Source organism: Catellatospora sp. NPDC049111, from assembly GCF_040648615.1.
Taxonomy (GTDB): domain Bacteria; phylum Actinomycetota; class Actinomycetes; order Mycobacteriales; family Micromonosporaceae; genus Catellatospora; species Catellatospora aurea.
In genome coordinates this window covers 22,185-38,388 of record NZ_JBEZEB010000022.1, presented here as the reverse complement: position 1 = coordinate 38,388, position 16,204 = coordinate 22,185, and the positions used below count along the sequence as shown (strand labels likewise).

Genomic DNA, 16,204 nt, shown 5'->3' with positions numbered 1-16,204 from the left:
ACGCCCGCAAGGTGCCCGGCGGCGGATCAGTGGCCGAGTTCCACGTTCTCCAGCACCCCGAGCGCGTCGGGGACCAGCACCGCGGCCGAGTAGTAGGCGCTGACCAGGTACGACAGGATGGCCTTGTCGTTGATGCCCATGAAGCGCACAGACAGGCTCGGCTGGTACTCGTCCGGCAGGCCGGTCTGGTGCAGGCCGATGACGCCCTGTTCGGCCTCGCCGAGGCGCATGACCAGGATCGAGGTGGTCCGGGTCGGGCTCACCGGGATCTTGTTGCACGGGAGCAGCGGCACGCCGCGCCAGGCGGGCACGGTGCTGCCGTTGATCTCCACGCCCTGCGGGTAGATGCCCCGGCGGGTGCACTCGCGGCCGAAGGCGGCGATGGCCTGCGGGTGCGCCAGGAACAGGTGCGAGCTGCGCCGCCGGCTGAGCAGCTCGTCCAGGTCGTCGGGGGTCGGCGGCCCGGACCTGGTGTGTATGCGCTGCTTGAGGTCGGCGTTGTGGAGCAGGCCGAACTCCCGGTGGTTGATCAGCTCGTGCTCCTGGCGCTCCTTGAGGGCCTCGATGGTCAGCCGGAGCTGCTGCTCGATCTGGTTCATCGGCTCGTTGTAGAGGTCGGCGACCCGGGTGTGCACCTGGAGCACGGTCTGCGCGACGCTGAGCTCGTACTCCCGGGGGGTCAGCTCGTAGTCGACGAACGTGCCGGGCAGCTGCGCCTCGCCGACGTGGCCGGCCGAGATCTCGATCGCGGCCTCGCCGTGCTTGTTCTGCGGCGGGACCGGGTTGGCCTGGAACCGCCGCACGTGGTCGCGCAGCAGCTCGGACTGCCCGACGACCTCGTCGAACGCCGCCCGGCTCATGGACATGACGATGCAGCTGGTCACCGCCTTGACGGTGACGTCCCAGGTGCTGCCGAGCTTGGTCAGCGACTGGTCGCCGAAGTACTCGCCGTCGGCGAGCACGCCGAGCACGATGCGGTCGCCGTACTTGCCGGTGCCCATCTTGTTGACCTTGCCGTGCGCGATCAGGTGCACCTGGTCGGCGGGGCGGCCGGCCTCCACGATGACGTCGCCGGGGGCGTACTCCGCCTGCGTGAAGCGGTCGGCCAGCGCGCCCAGCACGCCTAGGTCCTCGAAGTCGCGCAGCAGGGGCAGCTCACACAGCTCCGGCGGCACGACCTTGACCTGCGCGCCGACTGTCGTGAAGCTGACCCGGCCGTCGCCGACGGCGTAGCTCAGCCGCCGGTTGACCCGGTAGGTGCCGCCCTTGACCTGCACCCACGGGAGCATGCGCAGCAGCCACCGGGACGAGATCTCCTGCATCTGCGGCGCCGACTTCGTCGTCGTCGCCAGGTTGCGAGCCGCGGCCGTGGCCAGACTCGATCGTGCCTGTCCACTCTCGACTTCCGCGGAGGAATCCACAGACACCACCATCACCCACCTCTGGTAGTACGAACCGGCTGGAGTCTTCCCGCCGGTGTGTCCGGTTCGCACTAATTCTTAGTGTTCAAGTGGTATGAACGAAAGGTCTGGAAGTGGTGATCCTGCTCTGCTAGGGTGCGGCCGCCCCCGGACATGACCAAGGCTCCGTCCCCGCCGGGTGAGCGGCGTGAACGGAGCCTTGATCGGTGCCCGGTTACAGCTTCAGCTCGGTCCAGGTCAGCCCGTCGAGGGAGTGCTCGAAGGGCGGCTCGAACGTCTTGCGCCCGGCGCCTCGCAGGTAGCGGGCGCCGAACCGGTCCCAGAGCGGCGCGTCGCCCACCCTGCCCAGCGTCGCCTCGGACGGCATGGCCCGGTAGACCGCGCCCGAAAGCGGCTCGTACACCAGCAGGGTGCCGTCGAAGCAGACCACCGCGCCCAGCCCGGCGTCGCCGGTGGGGTCCGGTGGCAGGTCCTTGCCCAGGTCGGCCCAGTGCGCGCCGTCGTCGGTGGTGCGCCACACCCGGCGCTTCGGGGACGACTCGACGACGTACAAGATCCGGCCGTGATCGACATAGGGCCTCTGGCCCGCGCCCGCCCGCGCGGCGTCGCCGGGCAGCGGCACGTCCCGCCAGGTGCGGCCACGGTCGCGGCTGACCCACAGCCAGGTCTTGGCGTCGTCCCCGCCGTGCACCCAGGCGCTGCCGTCGTCACCGCGCACCACCTTGGTCCACATCGAGGTCAACGGCTTGGTCAGCGGTGGCGTCGCGAGCAGCGCGGAGCTTCCGTCCGGACGCAGCACCACGATGTCGATGGGCCTGCCCGTGTTCGACCGCACCTCGGCGAGCCCGCCCTCCGGGATCTCCAGAACCGTGCCCTGCGGCTCCATCGGCGGCGAGGTCCAGGTCCGGCCGCCGTCGGTGGTGAACCTTCGGCGCGTGCCGTCGTAGCTGTCCAGCGCGACGGTGGTGGCGCTGAGCACACGCAGATTGAGCAGCGGGCTGCGCTGGTCGGCGGGCATCGTCTCGCCCGGCACGGCGTGCCGCTGCCAGGATGCGCCGCCGTCCTCCGTCCGCGCGAGATAGAGCTGGCAGGGGTCCGCCGGGCAAGCACGGGCGAGCGCGAACCCGTGGTCGGCGTCGGCGAACCAGACCTCCGGCGACTCGGTCAGCGACACCTCGGCGGCCGGTGACGACGGCGGGAACGCCGGTGGCACCGAGCCCGCCGTGGGCCGCAACGCGGAGATCGTCCCGGCCAGCGTGGCCAGCACCGCGACCGCGCCCAGCGCCGCGACCGCGGTGATCCGCCGCCGGCGGCGCAGGCCGTGCACCGCGGTGACCACCGCGGCCCCGGACGGGGCGGGCAGCGCCGAGCGCCGGTGCAGCTCGTCGCGCAGCAGCTGTTCAACGTCGTGCATACGAGCCGCCCTCCACCTGGTCGTTGTCGAGCTGTCGGCGCAGCGCCGCCAGACCCCGGTGGCGCAGCGAGCGCACCGTGGCCGGGCGGCGGTCCAGCATCAAGGCGATCTCCTCATCGGACAGATCGTCGAGAAAACCGAGCACCAGCACCGCGCGCTGGGCCCGCGGCAGCGCGTCCAGCGCCCGCCGCAACTGATCACGCACATCGACCGGGCCGTACGCGTCAGGCCCGGGCCAGTCGACCTCCAACGGCACGCTCGCGGGCCGCCTGCGGCGGATACGCCACGCGCTCAGGTATGTGTTGAGCATCGTCGTGCGCGCGTACGCCAGCGCGCTGCCGTCGCGGTTCACCCGCCGCCACGCTCCGGCGACCTTGACCAGGGTGTCCTGGATCAGGTCCTCCCCGGCCACCCGTTCGCCGGTCAGGGCGTACGCGTAGCGGCTGAGCGCGGGCAGGGCGGCATGGACGAAGTCGTCGAACGAATGATCCGGCACCAGTCGCCACCTCCACCCGGTAAGTACGCCGGAGGCAGGCGGCCTGTTGCACCGTCACCCGGAAGATCTCAGCCGGTCTTGAGCCAATCCTCCACGGACTGCATCGAGTCGAAGTACCCGGTCGGGAACGAGGCCGGTCCCTCGGGCACCGGCTCGGCCTCGGCCGCCTCGGCGGGACGCGTCAGGTAGGCGAGTTTCGCCAGCCCGGCCCGGTCGAACGAGGGCACGACGTGCTGGTCGTACCAGCTGTCGAAGTCGGCGTCGGGCCGGTGGTGCAGCTCGCGCGCGTCGACCACGGCGTAGCGGGTGGGCAGCTGCTCGGCGGTCTGCGCGAAGCGCGACATCAGCGCCTTGAACTCGGCCTCGCTGATGTGGTCGGTGGCCGGTGACCAGGTCAGCTCCAGCAGCGAACGGCCGTCGTCGCGGCTGATCGTGCCGTATTCGTCATGGTAGATCGAGTTCGACATGGCGCTCCCTCCTCGGCCCGCGGGCGGCCACGGCCTCACTGAGCCCGTGCTCCCCACCGCTGACCTCGATCACCTGTCCGGTCACGCCGCCGGACGCGTCGGACGACAGCCAGGCCACCGCCCCGGCGACCTCGTCCGCGGTCACCGGCCGGCCCAGCGCGTTCTCGTAGTACATCGGGCCGCCGGACAGCCGGGTGGCCCGCACATGGTTGACCCGCACCCCCGCCGGGCCGTACTCGCTGGCCATGCTGCGCGACAGCGCCTCCAGCGCGCCGGCCACCGCGCCGAGCGCACCGGTGTGCGGGCGGCCGCTGCTGCCGTTCGTCGAGCCGACCGTGATGATCGAACCGCGCCCGGCCGGGACCATCACCCGGGCCGCCTCCCGGGCGGTCAGGAACTGCCCGCCGATCACCTCGCCGAGGGCCTCGGTGAGCACGGCCGGGTCCAGATCGCGGTAGGGCACGCCGACGCCCGCGGCGTGCGCGGGCAGCTCGAAGCCGTTGAAGCACACGTCGACCGGGCCCTTCGACGCGACGGCGGTGACGTATTCGCGCACGTGGTGTGGGTCGCAGGGATCGACGGTGGCCGGGTGGGCCTCGCCGCCGTCGGCATGGATCTTCTCGGCGAGCGCCTCGACGGCCTCGGTGTCCAGCCCGCTGACCCACACCTCGGCGCCCAGCCTGCCCAGGTGCCGGGCCACGGTCTCGGCGAGCCGCTCGTCGGCGGCGAAGACCAGGGCGCGTTTGCCGGAGAGCATCATCGAAATCCCCTCACGCGGGCGGGCGCGTCACCGCACGCCTCCTCACCGGAATCGTGCCACGTCCGACACCCCCCACCTGCCGCAACTCTCAAAAAGCCACCGGCGGTCAGGCCGGGGTGAGTTCGACGCCGGCTTCGGTGGTCTGGGTGAAGAAGGTCAGGGACTCCTGGAAGTACAGCTGGACCTCAGACGCGTCGTGGGACAGGTAGCCGATCGACAGGTCCTGGCCCAGGTGCAGCTCGTAGTCGCCGCCGCGGGCGGACAGCAGCAGACCGCCGGTGAGCGCCGGAGCCCAGATGATGTGGCTCTCCTTGCCCAGCACTCGCGAGATGTGCTCCCGGATCGGGTAACCGTGGTCGGTGGTCTCCGCGACCGCCGTGTAGGCGTCCGCGCTGAGCAGCAGCGTGTACGGGCCGGCCACCCCCGCCAGGCGCAGCTCCGTCATCGCCTGGGCGACCGCGTCGGGGTACATCGCGGCGTCGGCGGGCAGCGCGATCGGCGGGTTCGACGCCGCCTGCCTGATGCCGACCACCCCGGCGTCGGCGAAGCCGTCGAAGACCATGCCGTCCTCGGCGAACGCGATCTGCTTCGCGGCGTCCTTGACCGGCTGCCAGTCCGGGTCCTTCGCCCCGCGGGCGACGTCGTCGACCGCCTGCCGGCTCACCGTGAACGGCGCCCGGAACTCGACCAGCGGCCGGGCCTCGCGTACCCGTGCCTGCACCGCGCCACCCGAGCCGCCGGCCGGACGCAGGTGCCCGGTGCCGACCGCGGCCTGCGCCAGGCCCCCGGGCCCGATCACGTCGACGGCGCGGCGGCCCGCCACGTGCCGGGTGAAGGTGCGCCGCGCCTCGGCCTCCAGGTCCTCCCACGCCTCGTCCGAGATCGGGGCGAGTTCACGATGCAGGTTGTTCATGCGCGGCTTCCCTTCAGACTCCCGATGCCCAGCGAGGTGTCGCCCGGCTCCGCCTGTTCCGCCGTCGCCGCCGTGCCCCGGGCGACGGCCAGCGCGCCGGGCACACCCACCGGCCCGAGTTCCACCGCCGGGGCCGCGTCCGCCGCCTGACCGGCCCCGGCCCCGGCCACGGCCCCGGCGGACGGTGGCAGGTCGTCGAGCAGGTCCGCCGACGGCACGAAGAACAGGCCGCCCGTCACCGCGGTGGAGAAGTCCAGGATGCGATCGGTGGTCCCGGGCGGGTCGCCGAGGAACATGTTGCGCAGCATCTGCTCGGTGACCTCGGGCGTGCCCGCGTACCCGATGAAGTAGGTGCCGAACTCGCCCGCGCCGGGCGAACCGAACGGCATGTTGTCCCGCACGATCTTGCGCTCGGTGCCGTCGGCGTCGGTGATCGTGTTCAGCGTCAGGTGGGAGTCGGCCGGTTTGGCCTCGTCGGGGAACTCGATGTCGTCGAGCTTGGTCCGGCCGATGACCCGCTCCTGCTCGGCCACCGAGATCGCGTTCCAGGCGGCCATGTCGTGCAGGTACTTCTGCACGATGACGTAACTGCCGCCGGTGAAGTCCGGATCCTCGTCGCCGATCAGGGCGGCCCTGGCGGCGGCCAGGCCGGTCGGGTTCTCCGTGCCGTCGACGAAGCCGAGCAGATCGCGCTCGTCGAAGTACTTGAAGCCGTGCGTCTCGTCGGCGACGTCGACCCGGCCGTCGAGCCGGGCCATGAACTGCTTGGCCAGCTCGAAGCACAGGTCCATGCGCCGGGCCCGCAGGTGGAACAGCAGATCGCCGGGGGTGGCGACGGCGACGTGGCGCGGCCCGGTGAGCTCCTGGAACGGATGCAGGCCCGCCGGCCGCGGTCCGCTGAACAACCGGTCCCACAGCAGCGACCCGATGCCGACCACGCACTGCAACTGCCCGTCCGGCACCCGGAACCCGACCGCACGGGCCAGGCTGGCGACATCGCCGAGCAGGTCCCGGACGTCGTCCTCGGCGCCGTCGCGCACGGTGACGACCAGGAACACGGCGGCCTCGGTGATTCCCGTCAGCACCGGCTGCGACTCGACACTGCCCACAGGACCTCCCGATCAGGACAGTCAGGCGACGGGGCGGGCCGCGGTCGCCATCCGGCCGAGCACCGTCGCGCGGCAGGTCACGGCCCTTTCCGGATCGTGTCACGTCGCGTTCGGCCGCACCCCCGGAATGTGCGAAAGGAAGGGCACCTTCCCATCGCTACGCGATGTAGAAGGTGCCCTTCCTAACCACTTAAGCCCGCGGCCTGCGGGGATGGGCCCGAGAGCCGCGGTTTGGGCGCGTCGCCCGTCCGGGCCGGCGTCAGGCGGTCAGCGGCTCGTACACGTCGCCGAGGTCGCTGACCGGCAGGTAGCGCTCGTCGGCCGCCGCGGCGTGCAGCTCCGCCAGCAGGCCGGCCGCCTCGGGCAGGCCCAGCGCTTCACGCAACCGGGCCCGGTCGTCGTCCAGGTCGGGCCAGTCCTCGCGGATCTCGTCGTCGGCGAACGCGAGCCACTCGCGTAGCGCCGCGCCGTCGCCGTACGGCATCGAGGTGGCGTCGTGCAGGCTGGGCAGCCCCACCACCAGCGCCAGCGCCGTGCGCAGATCCGCGGCGATCAGCCCGCCCTCGCCCTCGGAGCCCGCGTAGACCACCGGCCGGTTGTCGGCCGGCGGCCCGGCCAGCATGAACGCGCCGCCGGACGCGTCACCGGCGATCATCTCCAGAGCACCGCCGTCCGCCAGCCGCACCGCCTCGACGGGCCCGTTCGCGGCCCGCCGAAGGTCGAAGTCGAACCGGACGAGCAGGTCGGCGATCCACTGCTCGTCCTGTATCTGCCGCAGCAGGTCCTCATCACGCATGCGAGGCACCGTACCGGCGACCCCCGTCAGTCCTTCCTCGACGCGGCACCCGCCGGGCGGCCCGGCGTGGCGGGCAACGGTCTGCCGGCCTCTCGCCGTGAGCGAGCGGTCGCCTCAGCCCGGCCGGTCTCCGGCGGCTGGGTGTGCGCCCTGGGAGAGGGCCAGCTTGAGCATGCGGCGCAGCCCCACGATCGCCGTCGCGGCGAGGATCGCCGTCCACGTCGTGGCCACGGACAGGTTGAGCAGTCCCGCCGCCAGCCAGAAGTCCAGCGCCACCGCCAGGGCCATCCGGCCGGATCGGCACCGCGCGAACATCAGCGCCCCGGCCGTGAAACCCGCCGCCACGCAGAGCTGTGCCGCGCCGCGTACCACCTCTTCCGGCAGCAGGGTCACGGCGTGCCCCGCGCCGGGCCGGGCGCGGTGACCTCGACGCGGCCGCTCAGCTCGGCGCGGGCCTCCTGGATCTCCTTGGTGAGGAAGTAGTTCAGCGCGGTGCGGATCGTGGCGATCGCGGCGAGTTCGGCGATCTCGCGCAGGGTGGGCGAGACCGCGGTGCGCAGGATGTCGCCGGCGAGCTGGAACTCCAGGCCGAGGGTGAGGAAGCGGCCGAGTCCCAGCCGGATCGGTACGAAGTCGACGGTGTGCCGCCCGCGGATCGCTGAGCCGACGAACTGGACGAACGCGACGCTCGCGCCGATGAAGATGACGATCGCGCCGGCCGCCTCGACCAGCATGACCAGCAGATCGACGAGGTTGGCCAGCGCTGCCTGGCCCCACGGGTGCTCCATCGACCGCCCCCACCGGTCCCTTGTGTGCCCTCACGCTACGCCGCGACCCGCCTTGATCGTCGGACTTGCCAGGCAGTCGTGCGTATGAGCGCTCAAGATACGCACAGGTGCCGGGCAAGTCCGACGATCAAGCGGCGCGGGCGGGCCCGCGCGGTCAGGCGGCGCGGGGCGGGAGGATCTGGATCGTCTCGGTGCCCTCGCGCAGGGCGCGGCCGACGGTGCAGTGGTTCTCGTGCACCCGGTGGGCCACGGACTCGAAGACCTCGGCGGCCTTGTCGTCGCCGGGCGGCAGCTCGATCTCGTACGTCGCCGTGATCGGCCCGAGCTTCGTCGGCGCGACCTTCTCGGCGTCGACGCGCACCGCCAGCTTGACCAGGCGGTGGCCGCGCTTGGCGGTCAGCGGCTCGACGGTGACGATCTCGCAGCCGCCCAGGGCCACGAGCAGCAGCTCGACCGGCGAGAACACGCCGTCCTGATCGGAGCTGCCCACGGCGACCGAGGCCCCGCGCTCGTTGGTGGCGATGAAACCGTCGTCGGTGCGTTCGACCCTTACCGTTGCCATGATCGCCATGCTACCGGCGAGCCCGCGGCCCCGGTGCGCTTGGCTCGCGGCCCACCGGGCGCCGGTGGTCACGGGTAGATCTTGCGACCCTCCGCGAGCATTTCGACGTACTGGGCGATCCGCCTGGCCCGGGTCTCCGGTCGCTTGGCGTCCTGGACGCGGTACAGGATCGCGTACCGGTTCTGCCGGTCGAGGGTGGCGAAGAAGTCCTGCGCTGCCGGGTTGGCGGCCAGCGCCTCGGCGAGATCGTCGGGGACCTCCGCCGTGCGCATGCCGTCGTAGGCGGCCTCCCAGCGCCCGTCGGCCTGCGCTCGTTCGATCTCGGCCAGCCCTGCCGGACGCATCCGGCCCGACGCGATCAGCGCCGCCGCCTTGTCGCGGTTGATCTTCGACCAACGGCTGTGGGCCCGGCGCGGGGTGAACTTCTGCAGCCAGTACACGTCGTCGACGCCTGATTTCGGCCCGTCGATCCAGCCGTGGCACAGCGCCACGTCGAGCGCCTGCGCGTAGTCGACCGACGGCACGCCGGAGGCCTTCTTCGCCAGCTTGAGCCATACGCCGGCGCTGCCGGCGGGCTGGGCGGCGAGCCACTGCTCGAAGGCGTCGGCGTTCTCGAAGGTCAGCGTGGGTGTTTCGGCGGCCATCGGGCCAGTCAAACACGCGGGTCCGACAGTCCCCGGCGTTCAGGCGGCGGCGCGGTCCGGACGGTGCGGGAGCGCGCCGGTCAGCCGGTGTGCCGGTCAGGCGGTGTACTGGTGCAGGTAGACGTCGCCGGAGGGGGTGGTCCAGCCGAACACCGTGCCGGTGCGGCGCCAGCCGGTGCGCTCGTACAGGGCGATGGCGGCGTCCTGCCCGGTGGTGACCTGGAGGGTGAGGGTCAGGCCGCTGTCGGCGGCGTACGCGCGGGCCTCGGCGAGCAGCGCCTTGGCCAGGCCGGCGCCCTGCGCGGCGGGTGCGACGAACAGGCGGCTGATCTCCGCGCCGCCGTGCTCGCCGACGCGGACCATGATGTGCCCGACGATCGCCGAACCCTCGACGGCGACCCAGGTGCGCGCTGCGTCGGGCGGGCTGAGCCACCGGTGCGGGCTGTCCGGCCAGCGCGTCGGGTAACCCCCGCCGCCGTGGTGCACCGCGGACAGAGCCGCCACGCACCCGTCGAGGTCTTCGTCCCGCCGCTGCCGTATCTCGACCGCCACAGCAAGCGATCATGCCACTCACGGCCGGTCATCGGCGGTGCGGGGTTAAGAGGGTGCCCTTGCTCTACCCATGGCGATAAGAAGGTGCCCTTCCTTCGTCAGGTGTGAGGGGTGGGGGCTTGGGGTATAGCGACCCCATGCTCAGCGAGATCAGTGCAGAGCTCCTGGAGACGATGAAGCGTGCGGCCAGCGTGCTGCGCCGCGCCGAGGTGCCCTTCGCACTGGCGGGCGGGTTCGCGGTCTACGCCCGTGGCGGCACCTCCAGCGAGCATGACGTGGACTTCGTCATCCGTGAGGAGGACGTCGAGCGGACCCTGCAGGCGTACGCCGAGGAGGGCTTCCGGACCGAGCGTCCCCCCGAGGACTGGCTGGTGAAGGTGTACGACGAGGACCGGCTGGTGGATCTGATCTTCCGGCCGGTGCAGCGCCAGGTGACCGAGGAGGTGCTGGCGGAGAGCTCGATCGTGCCGGTCGGCGCGCTGCACATCCCCGTGCTGTCGGCGACCATGCTGATGGAGCACAAGCTGCTGACCTTCTCCCAGCACCACTGCGACTACTCCCGGGCGCTGCCGCTGGCCCGCTCGCTGCGCGAGCAGATCGACTGGGAGCAGGTGCGCCGCGACACGGCCCACTCGGTGTACGCCGAGGCGTGCCTCTACCTGCTGAGCCTGCTGGAGATCATCCCGCCGGCGGCCGAGGGCGGCGCGCACGAGCAGCACGAGCGACCCACGCAGGCGTCGGTGCCTGCCGGAGCGGACAGGACGGGGGCATGGTGAGCGAGCCCAGAGTGGTCGACGAGTACGCCGACGCCGAGGTGCACCGCATGCTGACCGAGGACGGCACGATCTGCGAGCAGGGCATCGAGGTGATCCGCCGGGACGGCGCGGTGCTGCTGCGCGGCCAGGTCGAGACAGCGCACCGGCGCGACGCGATCGGGGAGCGGGTGGCGGCGATGTTCCCGGACAAGCACGTGCACAACGACATCGTGGTGACGGCGGTGGCAGGACCGTCCGAGCCCGAGGTGATCACGTGATCCGGGTGGCGGCGGTCGGCGACGTGCACATGGACGTGGACGTGCTCGGCCGGTACCGCCCGTCCCTGGAGCAGCTCGGCGAGCGCGCCGACGTGCTGCTGCTGGCCGGTGACCTGACCCGGCACGGCACCGTCAACGAGGCCGAGTGCGTGGCCCGCGAGTTCGGCGACCTGCCGGTGCCGGTCGTGGCCGTGCTGGGCAACCACGACTACCACAGCGACCAGCAGCGCGAGGTCACCAAGGTGCTGGCCGCCGGCGGCATCACGGTGCTGGAGGGCGACGGCATCACCATCAGCTGCCGGGACGTGAAACTCGGCGTGGCCGGGATCAAGGGCTTCGGCGGCGGTTTCGCGGGGCGCTGCGCGTCGATGTTCGGCGAGCAGGAGATCAAGGATTTCGTGCGGACGACCGAGAAAGCCGCGACCCGCCTGCAGGCCGCCCTGCTGTCGCTGGACGCCGACGTGCTCGTCGCCCTCACGCACTACGCGCCGGTGCCGGACACCCTACTGGGCGAACCGCTGGAGATCTACCCGTTCCTGGGCTCATACCTGCTGGGCCAGGCGATCGACTCGGCGCCCACCTCGCTGGCCGTGCACGGGCACGCGCACGCGGGCGTGGAGCGCGGGGTGACCCCGGGCGGGGTGCGCGTGCGCAACGTGGCGCACCCGGTGATCCGTCAGGCCTACAGCGTCTATCAGCTGGAAGCGGCCCCACCGGCCCGAACGCCCGTTTCGCAGGGTGCCGGCCGGGGTATCGACACGATGTCGCACGACGTCTGACGTCAGGAGATCATGATGTTCCTCCGTACCCGGAACAACGACAGTGTCGCCTCGGCCACCTGGAACGAGTTCCTGCACGGGTTGGGCAGCACCCGTGACGTGGCAGCCGAACGGGCGAGGGAGAAGGCGGGGAGCATGCGCAGCACGCTGTCCGACACCGGCTCCGAGGCGCGGCACCGGGCCTCGCTGGCCCTCGACGCGCTCGCGGGCCGGCCTGCTCCGATGCGCTGGGGATGGGTGGTGGCGGCTGCCGGGATCGGCGCGCTGGCCGGCTTCGCGGTCGCGGAGCTGCTGCGCGGGCACCCGGTCGACGAGGCGGTCGCCTCGCTGCGCCGCCAGCTCAGCCACAACAAGGAGCAGTCCGAGCAGCTGTTCGTCGGCTGACACGCCGAACCGCCGGAACCCGGGCGGGCGCGGTGGGACCGGTGCTAACTTGCACTCGCCCCCCACGCCCGCCTCTGCGTTTCGGCAAGCCTTCCGGGGGATCGCGATGAAGACCGAGTACCGGCTGTTTCTCGGGGTGGCCGCGTTCCTGTTCGTGACCGCGGTCGTGTACTGGTTCTGGAGCGGTGCGGCGCTGCCGCAGTACGACTGGATCGGCACCACCGCGCTGACCCTCAGCGGCCTGCTGTGCCTGATGTGCGGCGGCTACTTCTGGTTCGTCTCCCGCCGCATCGAGCCGCGCCCTGAGGACCGCCTCGACGGCGACATCGCCGAGGGCGCCGGCGAGATCGGCTTCTTCAGTCCCGGCAGCTACTGGCCGTTCGGCATCGCGCTCGCCGCCCTGATCGCCTCGCTGGGGCTGGTGTTCTGGATGTGGTGGCTGATCGCTGTCGGGATCATCGCGACCATCGTGACCGCGTCGGCGCTGCTGTTCGAGTACTACACCGGCACTCGGCGGACAGCCGAGCACTGAAGCCCCGCACGCGCCATAATCGAGGAGGGGACGCAATCGCGCCGGTGGAGCGCGGAGCGGAGGCGAGGGCGATGGGATTCGACGAGAAGATCCACAACATGTCTCAGCGGGTGGCCGGCAAGGCCGAAGAGGTGGCCGGCAAGGTCACCCACAACGAGCGCTGGGAGCGCGAAGGCCGGGCCCGGGTGGCCGCGGTCGACGAGGACGAGGCCCGGCAGCGGGCCAAGGACGTCGCCAAGGCGCAGGAGGCGACCGGGCACATCAGCCACGACGAGCGGCTGCGCCTGGAACGCCGCGACGACGCCTAGCAATCCACCAGCGATGATGCGATCCGGGGGTGTCCGGCGACACCTTCATACAGGCCTGTAACAGCGCCGACAAACCGCAGCCTTAACGTGGTCTCAGACGTTGTATCAAGGTCAGGTCGCCTCGACGCGGCAGCGCAGCCGCTCGGCAGGCCGACCACGTCACCCGACGACGCGAGGATGGCCATGGTGGACGGGCGGCTCAGCGCTCTGGACATGTCGTTTCTGTGCCTGGAGAACACCGCTTCGCCCATGCATCTGGGCGCGGTCGCGGTGTTCCACCCGGCCGAGTCTGTAAGCCCCGACGAACTGGTGGCGCTGCTCGCGCAGCGGGCCAGCCGGGTGCCCCGGATGCGGCGCAAGATCGGCCCCGCCGGGCTCGGTGGCGCGGCGTGGAGCGAGGACCCGGTCTTCAACGCCCGCAACCACATCTTCCACCACCGCCTGGAGGCCGGCGGCCGCGACGACCTGGCCGCGCTCGTCTCCGACCTGATGACGGCCCCGCTGGACCGCAACCGCCCGCTGTGGCAGCTGCACCTGGTCAGCGGCCTGGCCGGGGGCCGGTTCGCGCTGCTGGCCAAGATGCACCACGCGCTGTGCGACGGTCAGGGCGCGGTCGGGATCGGACTCGGCCTGCTCGACGGCGGCGACCTGCTCGCCGACGAGCCGCCGCAGGCTCCCCGGAGCGCGCCGTCGGCGCTGTCGACGCTGGCCCGGCAGGGGGCCGAGCTGATCACCCGGCCCGAGCACGTCGTCGGCGACGTCGTCGGGCGGGCAGGCAGGATGTTCGACATCGCGTCGGCGATCGTCGGGCAGATGCGCGCCCCCGCGCCGACCCCGCTGCTGGCACCCCCGTCCGGCACCCGCCGGGCCGCGTTCGTCAGCCTGGAGACCCGCGAGCTGCAGCGCATCCGCCGCAAGCACGGCGGCACACTCAACGACCTGCTGCTGGCCGTGGTCGCCGGGGCGCTGCGGCACTGGCTGCTCGGCCACGACCGGCCGGTCGACGTGCTGCGCGCGCTGATCCCGGCCAGCCAGCGGCTGCGCTCGGGCGGCAGCGACGACGCCAACCAGCTCTCGGCGTACCTGCTGGACCTCCCGGTCGGCGAGGCCGACCCGGCCCGTCGGCTGAGCCTGGTCCGCGAGGCAATGGACCGCAACAAAGCCGCCGGTCCGAACCGCGGCGCGGGCGCGATCCCGGTGCTGGCGGGTCTGCTCCCGTCGGCCCTCAACCGGCTCGCCGCCCCGTTCGCCGCCCACGCCGCCCCGCTGCTGTTCGACATCGTGGTGACCAGCGTGCCGCTGCCACCGCTCCCGCTGCACCTGAACGGCGCCCGCCTGGAGGAGCTGTACCCGATCGCCCCGCTGGCCAGCGGCCACGCCCTGGCGATCGGCCTGTCCCGCTACCGCGACGGCGTCCACATCGGCCTCTACGCCGACGGCGCGGCCCTGCCCGACATGGAGAAGCTCACCGAAGCCCTCCCCCTCGCCCTCGCCGACCTCGACGCCTGAACCAAAGGAAGGGCACCTTCACAACGCTCCGCGTTGTAGAAGGTGCCCTTCCCGTCATCTGCGCGCTGGAGGCGCTGGATGGCGTCGGTCCATGGGCCGGGCGGGGTCCGCGCCGGCGGTCACGACTCCTTGGTGCGTTCCACCATCGCGTCGGGGGTGAGCAGCGCGGGCGGCTTGCCGCGGCCGCGGGCCGGCCAGGCGTAGTACTGCCCGTCGGACAGGTAGAGGTCGAGCTGGCGGCCGATGTTGCGGTCGCTGAGGTCGATGTTGACGGAGTAGACCACGTGGGGCTGGTCGTCCATGACGATCGCGAGGCGCTTGCCACCGTCGTAGTCGGCCACCGTGCAGTGGTGGCCGTTGTACTCGAAGCGCCGGTTGATCAGACGATCGGACGACATCGGGTCCTCCGTTCTCCCCAGGTTGATGTTCATACGGCCACGTCAGGGTAAGCCGAATCGGCAGCGATGCCAACAGGATCGGCGAACCGGGCGCGATCCTGACGACCCGTACGCACCACCGCATCTCACCATGTCCGCGATCGTGGCGGGTACCCGGGCGACACATCCGTGCTCGTTTCGCGTGTCGCGCGCCGCCCGTGATCGCAGATATCACCACGAGACATGCCATAGCTGTGAAAAAGTGATGTTCGAACCATTCAGTACAGCCGACCGACCGGAGGCGGCGTGATGTTCGTCTTTCCCGCACAGATCCGCGACCTGGCCATCCTGATCGCCCGGCTCGGCATCGGCATCATCTTCTTCGCCCACGGCTGGCAGAAGCTGTTCACCGTCGGCCTCGGCCCCACCGCCGCCGGTTTCAAGGCCATGGGCGTGCCGCTGCCGACCCTGTCCGCCTGGTTCGCCGGCCTCGTCGAGTTCATCGGCGGGGCGATGCTGATCGTCGGCCTGCTCGTGCCGATCGCCGGCGTCCTGCTCTTCCTCGACATGCTCGGCGCCTTCTTCACCGTGCACATCGGCCACGGCCTGTTCGTCAACTCCGGCGGCTCCGAACTCGTCATCGCCCTCGGTGTAGGCAGCCTCCTGCTCGCCGCCGTCGGCGCCGGCCTCTACAGCATCGACCACGCCATCGCCGCCAACCGCGCCACCCGCCCCCACGGCCCCAACACGATCCCCTGACCCCGGCCCACCCTTGGTTCGCGCAAGATCGCGACGATCTTGCGCGAACTGTGGTGCAGATGACTGGTACGCCCGTGTCGCCCCACGATTCGCGCAAGATCGTCGGGGGTGGGGGCTGGTACGGTGCCGGGGTGGGTGAGGGTGACGGGCGGGTTGTGGTGGTTTACACCGACGGGGCGTGCTCGGGGAATCCGGGGCCCGGCGGGTGGGGAGCGGTGCTGCGGTACGGGGGGCACGAGCGGGAGTTGTGCGGTGGGGATCCGGGGCCGACGACGAACAACCGGATGGAGCTGACCGCGGCGATCGAGGCGCTGGAGGCGCTGACCCGGCCGGTCACGGTGCACCTGCACACCGACAGCACCTACGTGCGCGACGGGATCACCAAGTGGATGCACGGGTGGCGGCGCAACGGGTGGCTGACCTCGGAGCGCAAGCCGGTGAAGAACGCGGATCTGTGGCAGCGGCTGTCCGAGGCGGTGGCGCGGCACACCGTCGAGTGGCGGTGGGTGCGCGGGCACGCCGGGGACCCCGGCAACGAGCGGGCCGACGCGCTGGCCAACAAGGGCATGACGCAGGCCCGCGGGGCGGCTCGCTGACCGGG

23 protein-coding genes are annotated in these 16,204 nt (G+C 71.7%); 9 read left to right on the top strand and 14 right to left on the bottom strand.

Annotated elements, in window-relative coordinates:
- Nucleotides 1-26: 26 nt before the first annotated feature.
- The 13 genes from AB0B66_RS26230 to AB0B66_RS26170 form a co-directional block, all read right to left on the bottom strand.
- Nucleotides 27-1,421 (bottom strand): family 2B encapsulin nanocompartment shell protein, encoded by a 1,395-nt coding sequence (locus AB0B66_RS26230; RefSeq protein ID WP_360534850.1) that lies wholly within the window; start codon nt 1,419-1,421, stop codon nt 27-29.
- A 214-nt stretch (nt 1,422-1,635) separates the two neighbouring features.
- On the bottom strand, nt 1,636-2,835 hold the full coding sequence (locus AB0B66_RS26225; RefSeq protein ID WP_360534848.1) for a hypothetical protein: 1,200 nt from the start codon (nt 2,833-2,835) through the stop codon (nt 1,636-1,638).
- A complete protein-coding gene (locus AB0B66_RS26220; protein WP_360534846.1) occupies nt 2,822-3,331 on the bottom strand; it encodes a SigE family RNA polymerase sigma factor in 510 nt (169 codons plus the stop codon). Before AB0B66_RS26220 ends, AB0B66_RS26225 begins: the two co-directional genes overlap by 14 nt.
- Nucleotides 3,332-3,399: 68 nt before the next feature.
- Complete coding sequence (locus AB0B66_RS26215) at nt 3,400-3,798, bottom strand: hypothetical protein (protein ID WP_360534844.1); 399 nt, start codon at nt 3,796-3,798, stop codon at nt 3,400-3,402.
- Nucleotides 3,776-4,558 (bottom strand): SDR family oxidoreductase, encoded by a 783-nt coding sequence (locus AB0B66_RS26210; RefSeq protein WP_360534842.1) that lies wholly within the window; start codon nt 4,556-4,558, stop codon nt 3,776-3,778. Before AB0B66_RS26210 ends, AB0B66_RS26215 begins: the two co-directional genes overlap by 23 nt.
- 106 nt (nt 4,559-4,664) lie before the next feature.
- Entirely contained in the window at nt 4,665-5,471 is an 807-nt protein-coding gene (locus tag AB0B66_RS26205; RefSeq protein WP_360534840.1) for a family 1 encapsulin nanocompartment shell protein, read from the bottom strand.
- Nucleotides 5,468-6,580: a Dyp-type peroxidase gene (locus AB0B66_RS26200; RefSeq protein ID WP_360534838.1), complete on the bottom strand. Its 1,113-nt coding sequence runs from the start codon at nt 6,578-6,580 to the stop codon at nt 5,468-5,470. The genes AB0B66_RS26205 and AB0B66_RS26200 overlap by 4 nt, the downstream gene beginning before the upstream one ends.
- A 259-nt stretch (nt 6,581-6,839) precedes the next feature.
- Nucleotides 6,840-7,376, bottom strand: a complete 537-nt coding sequence (locus AB0B66_RS26195) for a hypothetical protein (RefSeq protein ID WP_360534836.1) — start codon at nt 7,374-7,376, stop codon at nt 6,840-6,842.
- Between the two features lie 114 nt (nt 7,377-7,490).
- On the bottom strand, nt 7,491-7,769 hold the full coding sequence (locus AB0B66_RS26190) for a DUF1622 domain-containing protein (protein WP_360534834.1): 279 nt from the start codon (nt 7,767-7,769) through the stop codon (nt 7,491-7,493).
- Nucleotides 7,766-8,164, bottom strand: coding sequence for a DUF1622 domain-containing protein (locus tag AB0B66_RS26185; protein ID WP_360534832.1), 399 nt, complete (start codon nt 8,162-8,164; stop codon nt 7,766-7,768). Before AB0B66_RS26185 ends, AB0B66_RS26190 begins: the two co-directional genes overlap by 4 nt.
- A gap of 154 nt (nt 8,165-8,318) precedes the next feature.
- Nucleotides 8,319-8,726, bottom strand: a complete 408-nt coding sequence (locus AB0B66_RS26180) for an OsmC family protein (protein WP_360534830.1) — start codon at nt 8,724-8,726, stop codon at nt 8,319-8,321.
- A gap of 68 nt (nt 8,727-8,794) precedes the next feature.
- Entirely contained in the window at nt 8,795-9,370 is a 576-nt protein-coding gene (locus AB0B66_RS26175) for a YdeI/OmpD-associated family protein (protein WP_360534828.1), read from the bottom strand.
- Between the two features lie 96 nt (nt 9,371-9,466).
- Nucleotides 9,467-9,922, bottom strand: coding sequence for a GNAT family N-acetyltransferase (locus AB0B66_RS26170; RefSeq protein ID WP_360534826.1), 456 nt, complete (start codon nt 9,920-9,922; stop codon nt 9,467-9,469).
- 137 nt (nt 9,923-10,059) lie between these two features.
- On the opposite strand from AB0B66_RS26170, the gene AB0B66_RS26165 reads away from it, so the two are divergent.
- The 7 genes from AB0B66_RS26165 (at nt 10,060) to AB0B66_RS26135 (ending at nt 14,467) form a co-directional block, all read left to right on the top strand.
- Nucleotides 10,060-10,698, top strand: coding sequence for a nucleotidyltransferase family protein (locus AB0B66_RS26165; RefSeq protein WP_360534824.1), 639 nt, complete (start codon nt 10,060-10,062; stop codon nt 10,696-10,698).
- Between the two features lie 47 nt (nt 10,699-10,745).
- On the top strand, nt 10,746-10,955 hold the full coding sequence (locus AB0B66_RS26160; RefSeq protein ID WP_360535016.1) for a hypothetical protein: 210 nt from the start codon (nt 10,746-10,748) through the stop codon (nt 10,953-10,955).
- Nucleotides 10,952-11,734 (top strand): metallophosphoesterase, encoded by a 783-nt coding sequence (locus tag AB0B66_RS26155; protein ID WP_360534822.1) that lies wholly within the window; start codon nt 10,952-10,954, stop codon nt 11,732-11,734. Before AB0B66_RS26160 ends, AB0B66_RS26155 begins: the two co-directional genes overlap by 4 nt.
- Nucleotides 11,735-11,749: 15 nt before the next feature.
- Complete coding sequence (locus AB0B66_RS26150; protein ID WP_360534820.1) at nt 11,750-12,118, top strand: hypothetical protein; 369 nt, start codon at nt 11,750-11,752, stop codon at nt 12,116-12,118.
- 106 nt (nt 12,119-12,224) lie between these two features.
- Nucleotides 12,225-12,650, top strand: a complete 426-nt coding sequence (locus AB0B66_RS26145; protein ID WP_360534818.1) for a cytochrome c oxidase subunit 4 — start codon at nt 12,225-12,227, stop codon at nt 12,648-12,650.
- 71 nt (nt 12,651-12,721) lie between these two features.
- The gene (locus AB0B66_RS26140) at nt 12,722-12,958 is read left to right on the top strand and encodes a CsbD family protein (RefSeq protein WP_360534816.1); all 237 of its coding nucleotides are present in this window, start codon (nt 12,722-12,724) and stop codon (nt 12,956-12,958) included.
- Nucleotides 12,959-13,135: 177 nt separating this feature from the next.
- Nucleotides 13,136-14,467 carry a wax ester/triacylglycerol synthase family O-acyltransferase gene (locus AB0B66_RS26135; protein ID WP_360534815.1) on the top strand — a complete coding sequence of 444 codons (1,332 nt, stop codon included), beginning with the start codon at nt 13,136-13,138 and terminating at the stop codon, nt 14,465-14,467.
- A 119-nt stretch (nt 14,468-14,586) separates the two neighbouring features.
- On the opposite strand, the gene AB0B66_RS26130 is transcribed toward AB0B66_RS26135, so the two are convergent.
- Nucleotides 14,587-14,865, bottom strand: coding sequence for a hypothetical protein (locus AB0B66_RS26130; RefSeq protein ID WP_360534813.1), 279 nt, complete (start codon nt 14,863-14,865; stop codon nt 14,587-14,589).
- A gap of 288 nt (nt 14,866-15,153) precedes the next feature.
- On the opposite strand from AB0B66_RS26130, the gene AB0B66_RS26125 reads away from it, so the two are divergent.
- Nucleotides 15,154-15,603: a DoxX family protein gene (locus tag AB0B66_RS26125; protein WP_360534811.1), complete on the top strand. Its 450-nt coding sequence runs from the start codon at nt 15,154-15,156 to the stop codon at nt 15,601-15,603.
- A 131-nt stretch (nt 15,604-15,734) separates the two neighbouring features.
- Complete coding sequence (gene rnhA / locus AB0B66_RS26120; protein ID WP_360534809.1) at nt 15,735-16,199, top strand: ribonuclease HI; 465 nt, start codon at nt 15,735-15,737, stop codon at nt 16,197-16,199.
- The last annotated feature ends 5 nt before the right edge of the window (nt 16,200-16,204 follow it).

Coding starts and splice junctions, on each gene's coding strand:
- AB0B66_RS26125 (WP_360534811.1), top strand. CDS start 15,154: ATGTTCGTCTTTCCCGCACAGATCCGCGACCTGGCCATCCTGATCGCC.
- AB0B66_RS26185 (WP_360534832.1), bottom strand. CDS start 8,164: ATGGAGCACCCGTGGGGCCAGGCAGCGCTGGCCAACCTCGTCGATCTG.
- AB0B66_RS26135 (WP_360534815.1), top strand. CDS start 13,136: ATGGCCATGGTGGACGGGCGGCTCAGCGCTCTGGACATGTCGTTTCTG.
- AB0B66_RS26195 (WP_360534836.1), bottom strand. CDS start 7,376: ATGCGTGATGAGGACCTGCTGCGGCAGATACAGGACGAGCAGTGGATC.
- AB0B66_RS26225 (WP_360534848.1), bottom strand. CDS start 2,835: ATGCACGACGTTGAACAGCTGCTGCGCGACGAGCTGCACCGGCGCTCG.
- AB0B66_RS26175 (WP_360534828.1), bottom strand. CDS start 9,370: ATGGCCGCCGAAACACCCACGCTGACCTTCGAGAACGCCGACGCCTTC.
- AB0B66_RS26130 (WP_360534813.1), bottom strand. CDS start 14,865: ATGTCGTCCGATCGTCTGATCAACCGGCGCTTCGAGTACAACGGCCAC.
- AB0B66_RS26205 (WP_360534840.1), bottom strand. CDS start 5,471: ATGAACAACCTGCATCGTGAACTCGCCCCGATCTCGGACGAGGCGTGG.
- AB0B66_RS26150 (WP_360534820.1), top strand. CDS start 11,750: ATGTTCCTCCGTACCCGGAACAACGACAGTGTCGCCTCGGCCACCTGG.
- AB0B66_RS26180 (WP_360534830.1), bottom strand. CDS start 8,726: ATGGCAACGGTAAGGGTCGAACGCACCGACGACGGTTTCATCGCCACC.
- AB0B66_RS26145 (WP_360534818.1), top strand. CDS start 12,225: ATGAAGACCGAGTACCGGCTGTTTCTCGGGGTGGCCGCGTTCCTGTTC.
- AB0B66_RS26165 (WP_360534824.1), top strand. CDS start 10,060: ATGCTCAGCGAGATCAGTGCAGAGCTCCTGGAGACGATGAAGCGTGCG.
- AB0B66_RS26160 (WP_360535016.1), top strand. CDS start 10,746: ATGCTGACCGAGGACGGCACGATCTGCGAGCAGGGCATCGAGGTGATC.
- AB0B66_RS26140 (WP_360534816.1), top strand. CDS start 12,722: ATGGGATTCGACGAGAAGATCCACAACATGTCTCAGCGGGTGGCCGGC.
- AB0B66_RS26215 (WP_360534844.1), bottom strand. CDS start 3,798: ATGTCGAACTCGATCTACCATGACGAATACGGCACGATCAGCCGCGAC.
- AB0B66_RS26210 (WP_360534842.1), bottom strand. CDS start 4,558: ATGATGCTCTCCGGCAAACGCGCCCTGGTCTTCGCCGCCGACGAGCGG.